The 16,476-nt window shown below is 71.6% G+C and carries 13 protein-coding genes; 8 read left to right on the forward strand and 5 right to left on the reverse strand.

The window, feature by feature from the left end; genetic code table 11:
* Positions 1 to 80 precede the first annotated feature (80 nt).
* The 3 genes from V5O40_RS04840 to V5O40_RS04850 all read right to left on the reverse strand — a co-directional run bounded on the left by V5O40_RS04840 (position 81) and on the right by V5O40_RS04850 (position 3,343).
* Positions 81 to 659 carry an LURP-one-related/scramblase family protein gene (locus V5O40_RS04840; RefSeq protein ID WP_164446463.1) on the reverse strand — a complete coding sequence of 193 codons (579 nt, stop codon included), beginning with the start codon at positions 657 to 659 and terminating at the stop codon, positions 81 to 83.
* A gap of 70 nt (positions 660 to 729) precedes the next feature.
* A complete protein-coding gene (locus tag V5O40_RS04845; protein ID WP_164446462.1) occupies positions 730 to 936 on the reverse strand; it encodes a hypothetical protein in 207 nt (68 codons plus the stop codon).
* Positions 937 to 1,042: 106 nt separating this feature from the next.
* The gene (locus tag V5O40_RS04850; protein WP_408631830.1) at positions 1,043 to 3,343 is read right to left on the reverse strand and encodes a DEAD/DEAH box helicase; all 2,301 of its coding nucleotides are present in this window, start codon (positions 3,341 to 3,343) and stop codon (positions 1,043 to 1,045) included.
* A gap of 233 nt (positions 3,344 to 3,576) precedes the next feature.
* On the opposite strand from V5O40_RS04850, the gene V5O40_RS04855 reads away from it, so the two are divergent.
* From V5O40_RS04855 to V5O40_RS04885, 7 genes are all read left to right on the forward strand, one after another.
* On the forward strand, positions 3,577 to 3,918 hold the full coding sequence (locus V5O40_RS04855; RefSeq protein WP_099847876.1) for an STAS domain-containing protein: 342 nt from the start codon (positions 3,577 to 3,579) through the stop codon (positions 3,916 to 3,918).
* Positions 3,918 to 4,352 (forward strand): ATP-binding protein, encoded by a 435-nt coding sequence (locus V5O40_RS04860; RefSeq protein WP_332904336.1) that lies wholly within the window; start codon positions 3,918 to 3,920, stop codon positions 4,350 to 4,352. Before V5O40_RS04855 ends, V5O40_RS04860 begins: the two co-directional genes overlap by 1 nt.
* A gap of 292 nt (positions 4,353 to 4,644) precedes the next feature.
* Entirely contained in the window at positions 4,645 to 7,023 is a 2,379-nt protein-coding gene (locus V5O40_RS04865; RefSeq protein WP_332904337.1) for a sodium-translocating pyrophosphatase, read from the forward strand.
* A 118-nt stretch (positions 7,024 to 7,141) separates the two neighbouring features.
* Positions 7,142 to 7,684, forward strand: coding sequence for a hypothetical protein (locus V5O40_RS04870; protein ID WP_332904338.1), 543 nt, complete (start codon positions 7,142 to 7,144; stop codon positions 7,682 to 7,684).
* On the forward strand, positions 7,675 to 8,442 hold the full coding sequence (locus tag V5O40_RS04875) for a hypothetical protein (RefSeq protein ID WP_332904339.1): 768 nt from the start codon (positions 7,675 to 7,677) through the stop codon (positions 8,440 to 8,442). Before V5O40_RS04870 ends, V5O40_RS04875 begins: the two co-directional genes overlap by 10 nt.
* A 302-nt stretch (positions 8,443 to 8,744) precedes the next feature.
* Entirely contained in the window at positions 8,745 to 11,618 is a 2,874-nt protein-coding gene (topA, locus tag V5O40_RS04880) for a type I DNA topoisomerase (RefSeq protein WP_332904340.1), read from the forward strand.
* A 376-nt stretch (positions 11,619 to 11,994) separates the two neighbouring features.
* Positions 11,995 to 12,882, forward strand: a complete 888-nt coding sequence (locus tag V5O40_RS04885; protein WP_332904341.1) for a DUF559 domain-containing protein — start codon at positions 11,995 to 11,997, stop codon at positions 12,880 to 12,882.
* Positions 12,883 to 12,945: 63 nt separating this feature from the next.
* On the opposite strand, the gene V5O40_RS04890 is transcribed toward V5O40_RS04885, so the two are convergent.
* On the reverse strand, positions 12,946 to 14,262 hold the full coding sequence (locus V5O40_RS04890) for a D-arabinono-1,4-lactone oxidase (protein WP_332904342.1): 1,317 nt from the start codon (positions 14,260 to 14,262) through the stop codon (positions 12,946 to 12,948).
* Positions 14,263 to 14,486: 224 nt separating this feature from the next.
* Here V5O40_RS04890 and V5O40_RS04895 point away from each other — a divergent pair, with 224 nt between their 5' ends.
* Positions 14,487 to 15,140, forward strand: coding sequence for a TetR family transcriptional regulator (locus V5O40_RS04895; RefSeq protein ID WP_164446778.1), 654 nt, complete (start codon positions 14,487 to 14,489; stop codon positions 15,138 to 15,140).
* 40 nt (positions 15,141 to 15,180) lie between these two features.
* On the opposite strand, the gene V5O40_RS04900 is transcribed toward V5O40_RS04895, so the two are convergent.
* Entirely contained in the window at positions 15,181 to 16,389 is a 1,209-nt protein-coding gene (locus V5O40_RS04900) for an amino acid deaminase/aldolase (RefSeq protein ID WP_332904343.1), read from the reverse strand.
* Positions 16,390 to 16,476: the final 87 nt, after the last annotated feature.

The raw sequence follows: 16,476 nt of genomic DNA on the forward strand, positions 1-16,476 counted from the left end.
GGGGGGGCCCCGCCCCCCTCGGCGGCGGGGGCGCCGGGCCCGCCCCGGGGCCAGGTGGATCGCCGGGGTCAGGACCGGCGTCAGCGGCCCTGGAGGGCGTCGAGGGCGACGGCCATGGCGATCACCAGGCGCCGGTCGATCTGCGGGTTCTGGATCTCGACGACGTACCGGTCGCGCAGACCCCACTTCTTGACCACGGAGAAGACGGGCTGCCCGTCCGCGACGAAGTCGAAGTGGTACGGCAGCCAGGACAGCGAGTCGACGAAACGGCGCAGCAGGGCCACCGGCATGCTGCGCTCCTGACCGGTGACGTTGGGCAGACCGGCCTGCTCGACGTGCCAGGTCGAGCGGAGCAGGGACTGCGCGAAGTCCTTCCGGAACAGGCCGATCGGGTTGCCGGCGTGGTCGGTGACGTCGTACGTGGCACCGAGGTCCAGGCGCTGGCGTGCCTTGAAGCCGAGCAGCGGCTGCTGCTTGGACTCGTCGGTGTAGATCGTCACCTGCTCCTTGAAGGCGAGCCGCTTCTGCTGGGCGAACGCCAGCAACCCGCCCTCGGAACCGTCCGGCGCGACGCTGTGCACCTCGTACTGGTTGACCATGAACCGCACCCGCTGACGGATGTGGAACTGCTGCTGTGCCTGCAAGCTGTCGAGCTGCATGAGAACTCCTCGATTGTGGTGCGCCGGAGTGTCGCACAGTCGGACAACGGCTGCGTGCAGGGTCCGCCGGTCAGCGGACGCCGTCCACGCCCGACCGGTGCGTCATGGTGGTCAACAGCAGATGGATGGTGCGCAGACGTTCGTTGATCTGATCCAGCCGTTCGGCCTGGGCCAGGGTGGCGAGCGCGGTCCCCAGCGCGATCTGCTGGTTGACGTCGAGCTTCTCCTGATCGATGGTGTAGAGCAGGTCGACGGTCTCGGCGATGGTGTCGGCCACGGCCTCTCCTCCATGCTGGCAAGGACGATGAACGGCAAGCACGGCGCTCTATGGAAGCGCTCCCACCATCATTGCCCGGTGGCCCCGGTTTTCATACCAGGCACGGTCAGGTCGGCAGGTTGGCGAGCACCACGTCGAGCACCCGGATCGCGTCCGGCTTGGACAGCGGATTGTTGCCGTTGCCGCACTTGGGTGACTGCACGCAGGACGGGCAACCGGTCTCGCAGCCGCACTCGGCGATCGCGTCGCGGGTGGCCCGGAGCCAGGACGCGGCCATGCCGTACGCCCGCTCCGCGAAGCCTGCACCCCCCGGATGGCCGTCGTAGACGAAGACGGTCGGGGCCTCGGTGTCCGGATGCACCGCCGTGGAGAGCCCGCCGATGTCCCACCGGTCACAGGTGGCGACCAGCGGCAGCAGCCCGATGGCGGCATGTTCGGCCGCGTGCAGCGCTCCCGGCACGTCGGCCGGCGGCACCCCCGCGTCGATCAGCGACTCGGGGGAGAGGGTGAACCAGACCGCGACGGTACGCAGCTCGCGCGCCGGCAGGTCCAACGGGCGGGTGTCGATCACCTCGCCGGTGGCGATCCGTCGCCGCTGGTAGGAGACCACCTGACTGGTCACGTCCACCTCGCCGAGGAAGAGCCCGACCGGTCCGGCGTCCACGTAGGAACGCACCGAGACCACCGACAGCGACGTGACGTCGCGGGCGTGCGTGGACCAGTCCGGCTCCTCCGGGTGCACCAGCGCGCACCCGTCGTCGAGGTCGAGCGAGTCGACCACGTACGACGCGCCCTGGTGCAGGTAGACCGCGCCGGGGTGCAGCAGGAAATGCGCCGAGCCGCCGTCGACCGTACCGAGCAGCCGGCCGGTCGCCGCCTCCACCACGCAGACCGGGGCGCCACCGTCGCCGCGCAGATCCACCTCGGGCCGTTCCCGATGCCGCCAGTACCAGCCGGTCGGCCGTTGGCGCAGCGCGCCCGCCTCGACCAGCGCGGCCACGGCCTCCTTGGCGCCGTCGCCGAAAAGCTCCAGGTCGGCCGCAGTCAACGGGGCCTCCGCCGCCGCGCAGGCCAGCTGCGGACCGAGCACGTACGCGTTGGCCGGGTCGAGCACGGTCGCCTCCACCGGCGCGCCGAAGACGGCCTCCGGGTGGTGCACCAGGTAGGTGTCCAGCGGGTCGTCCCGGGCCACCAGCACCGCGAGGGCCTCCTGGCCGGAGCGCCCGGCCCGGCCCGCCTGCTGCCACAGTGACGCCCGGGTGCCCGGATATCCGCAGATCACGACCGCGTCCAGCCCGATCAGGTCGACTCCCAGCTCCAGGGCGTTGGTCGAGGCCAGCCCGAGCAGCTCGCCGTGCAGCAGCGCCCGCTCCAAGTCGCGACGCTCCTCGCGCAGGTAGCCGGCCCGGTACGCGGCCACCCGGTCGCCGAGCCCCGGCACCGCCTCGTCGAGGCTGCGCCGGGCGCTGGTCGCCACCACCTCGGCGCCCCGGCGGGAGCGGACGAAGGCCAGCGTGCGTACCCCGGCGGCGACGGTGTCGGCGAGCAGGTCGGCGGTTTCCCGCAGCGCCGACCGGCGTACCTGGGTCAGCTCGGGCCCGGGCTCGCCGGGCCCGGCGGTCGAGGGGTCCGGCGGGAGCAGCGGCGGCTCCCAGAGGGCGAAGGTGACCCCGGCGCGCGGCGAGGTGTCCTCGGTGACTGCGGTGACCGGGAGGCCGGTCAGCCGGCCGGCCGCCGCGGCCGGATCGCCCGACGTCGCCGACGCCAGGACGAACGTCGGTCCGTCGGCGCGTCCGTACCGGGCGCACTGCCGGCGCAGCCGGCGCAGTACGTGGGCGACGTGCGAGCCGAACACGCCCCGGTAGACGTGGCACTCGTCGATCACCACGTACGCCAGCCGGCGCAGGAAGCCGGACCACTGGGCGTGCCCGGGCAGGATGCCGTGGTGCAGCATGTCGGGGTTGGTCAGCACGAACCGGGAATGCCGCCGGATCCACTCCCGCTCGGCCCGCGGGGTGTCGCCGTCGTAGCAGGCCGGGCGTACGCCCTCGATCTCCAGCGCGGCGACGGCGCGCAACTGGTCGGCGGCGAGCGCCTTGGTCGGTGCCAGGTAGAGCACGGTGGCGCGCGGGTCGGCGAGCAGCGTGGCCAGCGCCGGAAGTTGGTACGCCAGGGACTTGCCGGACGCGGTGCCGGTGGCCACCACGACGTGTCGGCGGTCGTACGCCAGGTCGGCCGCTTCGGCCTGGTGCCGCCACGGCGTGGGCACCCCGCGCCGGGCGTACGCCGTGCGCAGCTCCTCCGGAGCCCAGGACGGCCACGGTGCCGGTACCCCGATCCGGGGCGGCACCCGTTCGACGTGGGTGACCGGATCGGCGGGATGCCGCTGGCGTAACCGGCGCAGCAACTCCCCGGGCGACGCGAGCGGTGGGCCGGCCGTAACGGCGTCGGTGGGGCGCTCGGGGTCGCTGCCGGCGGATACGGTGGCTGCCGAGGTCACGTCCTGCACTCTCGCACTGGTGTTCGGGTGTTGGGAAATCGGCGTGCCGGGTACGGATGGGCTGCCCCGGTGAGTCGTCGGCCCGCCCCCGGGGTAGTGGTTAGATGCCAAGAGAGTTTACGGCTGCCTGAGGAGGACGGATGGAGCTGTCGCTGGCGACCCGCACCGTGGGTGAGCACACGGTGCTCGAGGTCGGCGGTGAGGTCGACGTCTACACCGCCCCCCGGCTGCGCGAACGGCTCCTGGAACTGATCGACGCCGGGGCCCGGCACGTGGTGGTCGACCTGGGTCGGGTGGACTTCCTCGACTCCACCGGGCTGGGTGTGCTGGTCGGCGCGCTCAAGCGGCTGCGGACCGCGGACGGCACCTTCGCCCTGGTCTGCGACAAGGAGCCGCTGCTCAAGATCTTCCGGATCACCGCGTTGGACCAGGTGTTTCCGTTGTACCCGACGGTCGAAGCGGCGACCGGCGCCGGTCAGTGATGGCCACCGTCCGGCTCTCCTTCTCGCCCGCGCCGGTGCACGTGCGTACCGCCCGCCTGGTCGGCGTCGCGGTGGCCCGGCGCGCGGGCGTTCGCGAGGATCTGCTCGACGAGGTCCGCCTGGCCATCGGCGAGGCGTGCACCCGGGCGGTCGCCCTGCACCGCCAGTACGGCCTCGCCGAGCCGGTGCTGGTGGAGATGTCCGACTCGGGGACGTACGCGGTGCGGGTGGTGGACCGGGCGCCGATCGAGGCGAGCATCGGGCTGGCCGCCCTCGACGCCGACCAGTTGGCCAACGAGTCGCTGAACGAGGACGACCTGACCACCGGTGTGGGCTTCGCCCTGCTCGCCGGATTCGTCGAGGATCTTCAGGTCCGCCCCGTCGATGTGGGCGTCGGCACCGAGGTGCGGATGGTGTGGCCGGTCCACCGCTGACACAGCGCGGACCACCGACCGGATCACCATGGACCGGTTCCTATATCAGATTTCGGTTCATAACACAGCGACGGAGATCATCCAGACCCGCCGCCACCTCGGTGTGACCTCGAACACTGGGGGCGGCTAGAGTACGCGGGTTGTCAGCAAGTGATCCACCCGGCAGCCAGCGCAGATGGGCGTGGAGTCGCTGGTTCGCCGGGTGGATCGGCGCGCGCTTGCGAATTCGCATCCAGGCGCCGGACGGTGCGTCTCCACCGGCCGGCGCGTTGTTCGGCACAGGAGGACACAGATGTCCGACACCTTGGCCGCCGAGGGCGGCGGGATCTCCCTCACCGGAGCCAATGTCACGTACGTCGTCATCGCCGCGGTGATCGCGCTGGTCGCGCTCGCCTTCGCCGCCGCGTTGACGAAGACGGTGCTGGCCGCCGGCAAGGGCACCACCAACATGCAGGAGATCTCCGGGGCCGTGCAGGAGGGCGCCTCGGCCTACCTGCTCCGGCAGTTCCGGACCCTGGCGATCTTCGTGGTGATCGCCGTGGTCCTGCTGTTCCTGCTGCCGGTGCACGACACCGACGGCAGCGAGACCGCGGTGAAGATCGGTCGCTCGCTCTTCTTCGTGGTCGGTGCCCTGTTCAGCGCCTTCATCGGCGGCGCGGGCATGTGGCTGGCGACCCGGGCCAACCTGCGGGTGGCCGCCGCCGCCCGGGAGCGCGAAGGTGGCCGGGAGTCGGCCATGAAGATCGCCTTCCGGACCGGTGGCGTGGTCGGCTTCCTCACCGTCGGTCTCGGCCTCTTCGGTGCCGCGCTCGTGGTGCTGATCTTCCGGGGTGACGCGCCGACCGTGCTGGAGGGCTTCGGCTTCGGCGCCGCGCTGCTGGCCATGTTCATGCGGGTCGGCGGTGGCATCTTCACCAAGGCCGCCGACGTCGGCGCCGACCTGGTCGGCAAGGTCGAGCAGGGCATCCCCGAGGACGACCCGCGCAACGCCGCCACCATCGCCGACAACGTGGGCGACAACGTCGGCGACTGCGCCGGCATGGCCGCCGACCTCTTCGAGTCGTACGCGGTCACCCTGGTCGCGGCGCTGATCCTGGGCCGGGCCGCGTTCGGCACCGACGGCCTGGTGCTGCCGCTGATCATCTCCACCATCGGGGTGCTGGTCGCCATCATCGGCGTCTTCATCACCCGGCTGCGGGCCTCCGACCGCAACGGCCTGACCGCCATCAACCGGGCCTTCTACCTCTCCGCGCTGATCTCGGCGGTGCTGGTCGCGGTGGCCTCGTTCGCCTACCTCCAGCCGTCCTGGGCGGCGCAGCTCGGTGACGACTGGCGGACCACGCTGGGCGTGACCGGTGGGGACCCGCTCTTCGGCCCGCGCGGCACGGTCATCGGCGCGGTGATCATCGGTATCGTGCTGGCCGCCGCCATCCAGGCGCTGACCGGTTACTTCACCGAGACCAACCGGCGTCCGGTGCAGGACATCGGCAAGAGCTCGCAGACCGGTCCGGCCACCGTCATCCTCGCCGGCATCAGCGTCGGCCTGGAGTCGGCGGTCTACTCGGCGCTGCTCATCGGCGCCGGTGTCTTCGGCGCCTTCCTGCTGGGCGGCGGCTCGATCACCCTGTCGTTGTTCGCCGTGGCGCTGGCCGGTACCGGTCTGCTCACCACCGTCGGCGTGATCGTCGCGATGGACACCTTCGGCCCGATCTCCGACAACGCCCAGGGTGTGGCCGAGATGTCCGGCGACATCGACGAGCACGGCGCCCGTACGCTCACCGAGTTGGACGCGGTGGGCAACACCACCAAGGCGATCACCAAGGGCATCGCGATCGCCACCGCGGTGCTGGCCGCGACCGCGCTGTTCGGCTCGTACACCGACACCCTGCGACTGGCGTACGGCGACGCGGGGGTGACCGACGTCGGCGCCGAGATCCTCAACGCGCTGAACGTGGCCAACCCGCAGAACCTGGTCGGTCTGATCATCGGCGCGGCGGTGGTGTTCCTCTTCTCCGGTCTGGCCATCAACGCGGTGTCCCGTTCGGCGGGTGCCGTGGTGATGGAGGTCCGTCGGCAGTTCCGTGAGCTGCCCGGCATCATGGACCGCACGCAGCGTCCGGAGTACGGCAAGGTCGTCGACATCTGCACCCGGGACGCGCAGCGCGAGCTGCTGACCCCCGGCCTGCTGGCCATCCTGGCGCCGATCGCGGTCGGCTTCGGGCTCGGCCCCGGCGCGCTGGCCTCGTACCTGGCCGGTGCGATCGGTGCCGGCACGCTGATGGCGGTCTTCCTGGCCAACTCCGGTGGTGCCTGGGACAACAGCAAGAAGATGGTCGAGGACGGCGCGTACGGCGGCAAGGGCTCCGAGGCGCACGCCGCGACCGTCATCGGCGACACCGTCGGTGACCCGTTCAAGGACACCGCCGGCCCCGCGATCAACCCGCTGCTCAAGGTGATGAACCTGGTCTCGCTGCTGATCGCGCCGGCCGTGGTGGCGTGGAGCGTGGGCGACGACCGCAACCCTGGTCTGCGGATCACCATCGCGGTGGTGGCGGCGCTGATCGTCGTCGCGGCGGTGGTGTTCAGCAAGCGCAAGAGCGTGGTCATGGGCGACGACACGGACAGCGGTTCCGGCAGCGCCGACCCGCGTCCGGAGGCGATCAAGGCCTGACCCGCGTGGCACCGGTCCCCGGTCGGCGAACTGTCCGCCGGCCGGGGACCGGTCGCCTGTCCGGACCCGGTACCGATGACCGGTGCCGACCGGCAACAGAAGCCGTACGCTGCAACGCATGCGTACGTGCCGGGCGGCAGCCGCCGGAAAGTTCACGGTGGTCCTGGCCACGCTGATGCTGGTGGCCGCCTGCGGCTCCAGCGGCCCCAGCCCGCGCGCCTGGGCCGCCTCGGTCTGCTCGGCGCTGACCCCCTGGCGGGCCGAGATCAGCAAGTTGACCAACAGCACCGACCAGCAGATGACCGCGCAGACCACCCCGGCGCAGGCCAAGGAGAACCTGGTCCGGCTCTTCGGCGGCGCCGAGCAGGCCAGCGAGACCGCCCGGCGCAAGGTGGAGCAGGCCGGCGTGCCCGAGGTGGAGCACGGCGAGGAGGTCTCCGCCGGCTTCCGCGCCTCGCTCGCGTCGATGCGGGACGCCTACGGCCGGGCCCGGACCACCATCGACGGCCTGGGCACCGGCGAGGCCAGCGTGTTCTACGACGGCGTCCGCGACGCGGTGGAGACCCTCCAGCAGGAGTACGACGCCAGCGCGCTGGACACCAGCCGGCTCGACTCCGAGGAGTTGAAGCGCGCCTTCGACGAGGTACCCGAATGCCGGTGAGCGGTCCCGGCGAGACACCGGCGGCGCAACCGCTGCCGGTGTCCTTCCCGCCGCCCGCCGAGACACCACCGACGCGCCGCCGCCGGCCGACCGGCCGCCGGCCCGCCCTGGTCGACGCGCCGGCCGACGACGACTCCCCGTACGACCCGTCGCCGGTGCCGGCCGACGCGACCGGCCGCGACCGGCAACTGGTCTTCTTCGGCGCGGAGACCGGTGAGCCCGCCGTGGCCGACCTCGCCGGCCTGCTCGCCGGACCGGGCGAGGTGCACCGGATGGGCGGCACGGCCCGGTTGTCGGTGGTGGTGGCGGCCGCGTGGCGGGTGCACGTGCTCGTCGCCGAGCTGGCCCAGCGGGGTGTCCGCAGCAGCTGGGCGCCCACCGAGGACCAGCGCTACGCGGTGCGGACCGCGTACACCCGGACGATCGTGCCGCTCGCGGCGGCCTGGCTGCGCGGCCCGACGCAGCATCCGCCGCCCGGGTTCCAGCTCGACGGCCGGCGGCTGCGTCTCTGGCTCGCCGCCGCCGGAGTGGCCGATCCGCCCGACTTCCTGCTTCACCTCGGCGGTGACGATCCGGCCCGGTGGGCCGCCGTCGGTGCCGCTCTGGCCACCGCCGGGCTGGCCGGTGAGCTGGTCGCGACCGGACCCGGCGGTCCCGCGTACCGGATCGCGGGCCGCCACCGGACCCGGCGGCTGGCCGAACTTGTCGGTGAGCGCCCGCCCGCGAGCCCGCCCACGGCCTGGCCGAGCCGGGTCTGACGGCCGGCGTGGCTGTCCGATCCGAGACAGCCGCGTGTCGGGGAACACAGGGAGAATCGGCCGGGTTTGACCTCCACCGAGGGGCTGCCATGGTCACAGCGGCCCGCTCGACACCCTACCCAGGGTGTACGGTGACGCCGTCCGGCGTGACCACCGATCGTCCGGGGCGGATCCTCGCCCGCGAAACCCGAAACACGGACGGCGCGTTACGTTGGACATCCGGACCGCCGGGTACCGGTGGGACGAGTGCGCCCCGAGCCGGCCAGGCGCGGCCATTGAGTGGGAATGAGGTCGAAACAGACGTGCCGAGCAACGCTGGAACCACCCGTCTGGTCATCGTCGAGTCTCCGGCGAAGGCCAAGACGATCTCGGGCTACCTGGGCCCGGGGTACGTCGTGGAGGCCAGCTTCGGGCACGTCCGTGACCTGCCCCGCAACGCCGCCGACGTGCCGGCGAAGTACAAGGGCGAGGCATGGGCGCGGCTCGGCGTCGACGTCGACAACGGCTTCCACGCCCTCTATGTCGTCTCCGCCGACCGCAGGCAGCAGATCAGCAAGCTGACCAAGCTGGCCAAGGAGGTCGACGAGATCTTCCTGGCCACGGACGAGGACCGCGAGGGCGAGGCGATCGCCTGGCACCTGGTGGAGACCCTCAAGCCCAAGGTGCCGGTCCGGCGGATGGTCTTCCACGAGATCACCAAGCCGGCGATCCAGGCGGCGGTGGCCAACCCCCGGGAGATCGACCGGGATCTCGTCGACGCCCAGGAGGCCCGGCGCATCCTCGACCGGCTCTACGGCTACGAGGTCTCCCCGGTGCTGTGGAAGAAGGTCATGCCGAAGCTCTCGGCGGGCCGGGTGCAGTCCGTGGCCACCCGGATCGTGGTCGAGCGGGAACGGCAGCGGATGGCCTTCCGCACCGCCGAGTACTGGGACATCCTGGCCACCCTCGCCGTGACCGACCCGGGCGAGGGGCCGCGCACCTTCAACGCCAGCCTGGTCGCGTTGAACGGCGACCGGATCGCCACCGGCAAGGACTTCGAGCCGACCACCGGCCGGGTCCGGCCCGGCGCCGGCGTGGTCCACCTCGACGAGGGTGGGGCCCGAGGGCTCGCCGCCCGCCTGGCGGATCGACCGTTCACCGTCACCCGGGTCGAGGAGAAGCCGTACCGCCGTCGTCCGTACGCCCCCTTCATCACCTCGACCCTCCAGCAGGAGGCGGCCCGGAAGCTGCGGTTCTCGTCGCAGCAGACGATGCGCACCGCGCAGCGGCTCTACGAGAACGGCTACATCACCTACATGCGTACCGACTCGGTGAACCTGTCGGAGACCGCCATCGCCGCGGCCCGCCGGCAGATCGTCGAGCTGTACGGCGAGCGCAGCGTGCCGCCGGAGCCGCGTCGCTACACCGGCAAGGTGAAGAACGCGCAGGAGGCGCACGAGGCGATCCGGCCGGCGGGGGACAACTTCCGGACTCCGGGCGACGTGGCCAAGGAGTTGTCGGCCGAGGAGTTCAAGCTCTACGAGCTGATCTGGCGGCGCACCATCGCCTCGCAGATGACCGACGCGGTCGGCTCCAGCGTCTCGGTGCGGATCCGGGCGACCACCTCCGGCGGCGAGGAGGCCGACTTCGGCGCCACCGGCAAGACCATCACCGACCCGGGCTTCCTGCGGGCGTACGTCGAGTCCAGTGACGACGAGAACGCCGAGGCCGAGGACGCCGAGCGCCGGCTGCCGAACCTGGTCAAGGACCAGCCGCTCACCGCCGACGAACTGGCCGCGCAGGGCCACCACACCCAACCGCCGGCCCGCTACACCGAGGCGTCGCTGGTCAAGGCGCTGGAGGAGCTGGGCATCGGCCGGCCGTCGACCTACGCGTCGATCATGCAGACGATCCAGGACCGGGGGTACGTCGTCAAGCGCGGCCAGGCGATGATCCCGTCGTTCCTGGCCTTCGCGGTGATCGGGCTGATGGAACGGCACTATCCGCGGTTGATCGACTACGACTTCACCGCCAGCATGGAGAACGAGCTGGACGAGATCGCCGGTGGCGACCACGCCGCCGTCGACTTCCTCACCGCCTTCTACTTCGGCAGCAGCAACGGCACCGGCGACCAGGCCATCGCGCACGCGGGCGGGCTGAAGAAGCTGGTCACCGAGAACCTCAGCGAGATCGACGCGCGCAGCGTCAACTCGATCCCGCTGTTCACCGACGACGACGGGCGTGAGGTGGTGGTGCGGGTCGGCCGGTACGGGCCGTACCTGCAACGCCGGGTGCCCGGCGAGGAGCAGGCACCCGCCGCTGAGGGCGAGGAGGGCACCAGCCCGGGCGACCGGGCGCCGATCCCGGAAGGGCTGGCGCCGGACGAGCTGACCCCGGAGAAGGTGCACGAGCTGTTCCTCGGCGGGGGCGGCGAACGCAAGCTGGGCGACGACCCGGCGACCGGGGAGCCGATCCTGCTCAAGTCCGGCCGGTTCGGCCCGTACGTGGCCAGCGGCGAGCGCAAGTCCTCGCTGCTGCGCTCCCAGTCGCCCGACTCGCTCACCTTCGATGAGGCGCTCAAGCTGCTCAGCCTGCCCCGGCTGGTCGGGGTCGGCCCGGACGGCGCGGAGGTGTTCGCCAACAACGGCCGCTACGGCCCGTACGTCAAGCGTGGTGACGAGTTCCGCTCGCTGGACTCGGAAGACAAGATGTTCACCGTCACGCTGGACGAGGCCCTGGCGTTGCTGGCCGCACCGAAGACCCGCCAGCGCCGGGCCGCCGCCCCGCCGCTGCGGGAGATGGGCAACGACCCGCTCACCGAGAAGCCCCTGGTCATCAAGGACGGCCGGTTCGGTCCCTACGTCACCGACGGCGAGACCAACGCCTCGCTGCGACGCGGCCAGACCCCCGAGGCGTTGAGCCTGGAGGAGGCCTCCGAGATGCTCGCCGAGAAGCGGGCGAAGGGTCCGGCCCCGAAGAAGAAGGCCGCCGCCAAGAAGGCCCCCGCCAAGAAGACGACGGCCAAGAAGGCCACCGCCACCAAGACGACGGCCAAGAAGGCCACCGCCACCAAGACGACGGCCAAGAAGGCCACCGCCACCAAGACGACGGCCAAGAAGGCCACCGCCACCAAGACGACGGCCAAGAACACCCCCGCCACCAAGTCCACCCCGGCAAAGGCCCGCACCACCGACTGACCTCGCCAATCTTGGTCCCGAACCGCCCCCAGGAGGGCTCGCAGGGACCAAGATCTCTCGGCTGTCCACAGGGGCAGCGTGGGGGACGGCGGCGGGGCAGGGTGGGGGTGTGGGGAATCGAGATTCGGGACAAGATGCGGGGTGGGTGGGGTGTGGGTCCGGGGTGGACGGATCCGCGGGGCGCAGGGGTCAGTTGCGGCCGCCTCGTGGGCGGGGGAAGCGAAGCGAAGGCGGACCGGGCCCTAGGGCGGGTTGGCGAGCTGGTCGGGACGATCCGAGGGCAGGTCGGCGGGGCACTGGGGGGCGTGATCCGAGGGCGGCTTTCCGGGGCTGGGGACCGGCCCTGCCGCGAGACGACGCGGACGAGCTGACCTGGTTGCTGTTCCACCAGGAGCAGGTGCTCAGCCTTGATCAGGCCCGGCTGCACCTGTCGCCGAAGGCCATCCGGCACCGGGTGGCTTCCGGACGTTGGCGGCAGGTGCACCGGGCCGTCTATGTGACGCACAACGGGCCGGTGACACCTGAGCAACTGCCATGGATCGCCGTCCTGTCGGTCGGCCCGGCGGCGGTGCTCGGTGGGCTGAGCGCGGCGCAGGCGTGGGGCCTGCGCAGACACGACGACGGAGTCGTGCACCTGCTGATACCGGCAGCGCACCGGCCGCGGTCGTTGCCGCCCAGCGTCTTGGTACACCGCACCACCATCCTGGCCGACGAGGACGTCCTCGACGTCGGGCAGCCGCGTCGGACGATGCCGGCCCGGTCGATCGTGGACGCGGCGCAATGGGCGGCCGGTGACCATGAGGCGTGTGCCATCATCGCGGCCGGCTTTCAGCAGCGTCTCGTCGGCGGCGACGATGTGCAGCGCGTACTCGACCGCCTGTCCCGGGCCCGGCGGCGTGGCCTGATCCGCCGGGCGGCCGTCGACGCGGCAGGTGGCGCACACTCCCTGCCTGAGTTGGAGTTCCTCGCACTCGTCCGGCGCGCCGGGCTGCCCGAGCCGACTCGGCAGGTGGTCCGGCGGGATGCCGCCGGTCGGCGCCGCTACCTCGACGCGTTGTTCGAGGAGTGGCGGGTGCTGGTGGAGATCGACGGCGGTCAGCACCTCGACCCGGCTACCGCATGGGCGGACATGCGCCGACAGAATGACCTGTGGCAGAGCGGCGACCGGGTGCTGCGCTTTCCGGCCTGGGCCATCCGTCACACACCCACCCAGGTGATCACCCAGCTCCGCACCGCCCTGCTGACGGCGGGTTGGTGCCCGTGACCATGCCGATCTTGGTACGACAGTGCCCCTTGAGGGGCGGATTCGGACCAAGATCTGGTGGGTCTAGCCGAGGAGGGTGGCCAGATAGGGGGTGGTGAGGGTGTGGTGGGGGTCGAGGTTGGCGCGGATGCGTTGGAAGTCGGGCCAGCGGGGGTAGGTGGGGGCGAGCGAGGCGGCGTCGCGCCAGTGCAGCTTGCCCCAGTGCGGCCGGCCCCCCAGTTCGGTGGCCACCGCCTCGAAGGCCCGGAAGTACGGCTCGTACGGCATGCCGACGTACTGGTGCAGGGCGAGGTACGCCGAGTCCCGGCCGTAGGCGTGCGACAGCCAGATGTCGTCCCCTGCGGCGAAGCGAACCTCGACCGGGAAGAGCACCTTGAACGGCAACCCGTCGATGATGCGACGCACCGCCGACAGCGCCTCGGGCAGCGCCGCGCGCGGCAGCGCGTACTCCATCTCCAGGAAGCGGACCCGGCGGGGACTACAGAAGACCGCGTCGGAGCGACCGGTGTAGCGGCGCTCGGCGAGCGCGCGTGCGGAGATCGCGCTGATGCCCGGTGCCAGGCCCGGTAGGGCCCGGCCGAGCCGGCAGACTCCGGCGAAGACGGTGTTGGCCAGGAAGTCGTCGTCCAGCCAACCGCGCCAGCGGGACAGCGGGCGGTCGTCGACGGGCACCCGGTCGTTCGTCTTGAGGTGCACCCGGTCGGTGTACGGGAACCAGAAGAACTCCAGGTGGTCATGGGCGGCGACCAGGTCGGGCAGCTGCGCCAGCACGGTGTCCAGCCTCGCCGGACGTTCGTGGGCAAGCAGGACGAAGGCGTCCACACAGCGCAGCGTGACCTCGACGAGTACGCCGAGCGCGCCGAGCGAGACGCGGGCGGCGTCGAAGACCTCCGGCTGCTCCTCGGCGGAGCAACGCAGCACCTCGCCGGCGCCGGTGACCAGGGTCAGCGCCTCGACGAAGGTGGCCAGGCCGCCGTAGGTCGCACCGGTGCCGTGGGTGCCGGTGGAGATGGCCCCGGCCACGGTCTGCGCGTCGATGTCGCCGAGGTTGGGCAGGGCCAGTCGGTGCGCGGCGAGTAGGGCGTTCACCTCCCGCAGGGTCATCGCGGCCGGTACGGTGACGAGGCGTCGATCGACGTCCACGCGTACGTCGATGGCGAGTCGGGTCAGGTCCATCCGTTGCCCGTCGCTGACCGCGACCGGGGTGAAGGAGTGGCCGCTGCCGACCGGGCGGATCCGCTCGCCGGCTTCGGCGGCACGTCGGACCTGCTCGGCGACCTCGTCGACCGAGGACGGCCGCAGTACGGCGGTGGCCGCACCGCGTTGGTTACCCGCCCAGTTCGACCAGGCGGCGGTCTCGGTGGCGGTGCTCTCGACCATGGGCCCGCTCCTAAAGATGAATATGAACCGAATTCATATCAGGAACGTTGTCCCTGGTAAACACCGCAATCGAGGTCCGCTCGTTGTACCGGTAGTCACGGACTCGTGACGTGCAGATATGTTCATCCGTCGAGAGGGGGTGGCGCGTGTCCACTTCAGCCGCCACGACCGGGCCACTGCGTCGAGTACCAGTGCAGGGTCGTAGTGTCGCGCGGGTCCAGCGGATGCTGGACGCCTGCGCCGAACTCGTCGACGAGGTGGGGTACGAGGGACTGACCACCACCCTGCTCGCCGAGCGGGCCGAGGTGGCGATCGGGTCGGTCTACCAGTTCTTTCCGGACAAGCGGGCGATCGTGCAGGCGCTGACGCTGCGCACGATGGAGTCCTACCTCCAGCGGCTCGATGAACGCTTCGCCTCGGACGACCTGACCCACTGGTGGGACGGGGTCGACGCGGGGATCGATGAATACATCACGATGCACCGCACCGTTCCCGGGTTCCGTACCCTGCACTTCGGCGACGTGGTCGACCTGCATCTGCTCGATGAGCAGCGGGACAACAACGGGGTGATCGCCGACCAGCTGGCTCGGGTGCTCACCGAGCGGTTCGGGCTGGCCGACGTGCCGGACCTGCGCTTCCATCTGGAGATCGCGGTGGAGGCGGCCGACGCTCTGATCAAGCTGGCGTTCCGGCGGAAGCCGGACGGGGACGACCGGGTGCTCACCGAGGCGAAGGCGCTGATCCGGGAATACCTGCACCGGCAGGTCGACGCCCGGGGTGACGCCGGTCGCCGGCCGGTGGTGCAGCCGGCGAAGCCGGCCGACGACCAGATCGTCGCCGAGGCGGAGCCCGCACAGCCGGCGGCCCAACCCGCCTGACGCCGACCGCACCGACGCCGACGCGGCCAGCCGGCGCCGGTCAGAGGAAGGCCCGACCCTCGCCCCGGTAGGTCGGCACGGTGGCCACCACCTGGTCGCCGTCCACCAGGTGCAGCTCGTTCACCCGTTCGCACAGCTCCCCCGACTTGGCGTGCCGGAACCAGACCCGGTCGCCGATGCGCAGGTGGGCGGCGGGTGCGCCGGTCAGCGGGGTCTGCACCTCGCCGGCGCCTTCGGCACCGAGCAAACTGAGCCCTTCGGGCAACCACGGCCGGGGCAGTCGGCTGCGGTCGGCCGACCCGGAGGCGATCCAGCCACCGCCCAGCACGGTGGCCAGGTCGGGCGTCGGACGCCGGACCACCCCGCAGGCGAAGAAGGCCGCCGGGGTGGGCCGCCAGGCGCGGTAGGCGTCGAACAGCGTCGGCCCGTACAGGCCCGATCCCGCGGTGATCTCGGTCACCGCGGGATCAGCCCTGGTGGCGGCCACGCTGCCGGTGCCACCGCCGTTGACGAACTCCAGGTCGGCGTGCTTGCGTACGGCGGCCACCGCCGCACTGCGGCGGACCAGCAACTCCCGGTACGAACCGCGCTGCGCCAGCCGGATCGCGGTGCCGAGCGCCGCCCGCCCGGGCGGTGCGTCGCCCAGGCCGGCGATCTGTGCCTCGTACGACATCAGCCCGACCAGCCGGAAGCCCGGTCGACGGGCGACGGTGGCGGCCAGTCGGCCGGCCGCCCGGGCGCTGTGCACCGGTGAGCGACGGACGCCGACGTGCAACCGCCCGTTCAACAGCCGCCACGAGGCGTCCAGGTCCAGGCAGATCCGTAGCTCGGCCCGGCGGCCGGACGGTGACACCGCGTCGCAGAAGTCCAACTGGTCCGGGTCGTCGACCATCAGCGTGATCGCGGCGGCGAGCACCGGATCGGCGCCGAGTTCGGCGAGCGCCCCCCGGTCGACGGTGGGGTACGCCACCAGCACGTCGGCGCTGATCCCGCTGCGGACCAGCCAGATCGCCTCGGGCAGGGTGAACGCCATCACCGAGTGCCAGCCCGGTCGGGCCAGCGTGCGGGCGATCAACTCGCGGCTGCGTACCGACTTGCTGGCGACCCGCAACGGCTTGTCGCCGGCCAGGTCGACGAGGGCGGCGGCGTTGGCGTCGAAGGCGCCGAGGTCGACCACCGCGTACGGCGGATCGAGGTGCGCGGTCGCCCGGTCCAGCCGGTTGCGCAGATTCTCGCTGTCGGTGGCCACGTGTGCACGCTAACTGTGAAACGGTTAATGCGAAATACCCTCGCGTCCTGGTTGCCTGGGCCGGGCTGGCCACGGCGGCCTAGGCTC

Origin of the sequence: Micromonospora palythoicola (assembly GCF_036689795.1) — a bacterium.
Taxonomy (GTDB): domain Bacteria; phylum Actinomycetota; class Actinomycetes; order Mycobacteriales; family Micromonosporaceae; genus Micromonospora; species Micromonospora palythoicola.

Bases quoted from the DNA above. Each gene is read 5' to 3' on its own strand.
- V5O40_RS04840 (WP_164446463.1), bottom strand. From the start codon at position 659: ATGCAGCTCGACAGCTTGCAGGCACAGCAGCAGTTCCACATCCGTCAG.
- V5O40_RS04855 (WP_099847876.1), top strand. From the start codon at position 3,577: ATGGAGCTGTCGCTGGCGACCCGCACCGTGGGTGAGCACACGGTGCTC.
- V5O40_RS04860 (WP_332904336.1), top strand. From the start codon at position 3,918: ATGGCCACCGTCCGGCTCTCCTTCTCGCCCGCGCCGGTGCACGTGCGT.
- V5O40_RS04865 (WP_332904337.1), top strand. From the start codon at position 4,645: ATGTCCGACACCTTGGCCGCCGAGGGCGGCGGGATCTCCCTCACCGGA.
- V5O40_RS04870 (WP_332904338.1), top strand. From the start codon at position 7,142: ATGCGTACGTGCCGGGCGGCAGCCGCCGGAAAGTTCACGGTGGTCCTG.
- V5O40_RS04875 (WP_332904339.1), top strand. From the start codon at position 7,675: ATGCCGGTGAGCGGTCCCGGCGAGACACCGGCGGCGCAACCGCTGCCG.
- V5O40_RS04890 (WP_332904342.1), bottom strand. From the start codon at position 14,262: ATGGTCGAGAGCACCGCCACCGAGACCGCCGCCTGGTCGAACTGGGCG.
- V5O40_RS04895 (WP_164446778.1), top strand. From the start codon at position 14,487: ATGCTGGACGCCTGCGCCGAACTCGTCGACGAGGTGGGGTACGAGGGA.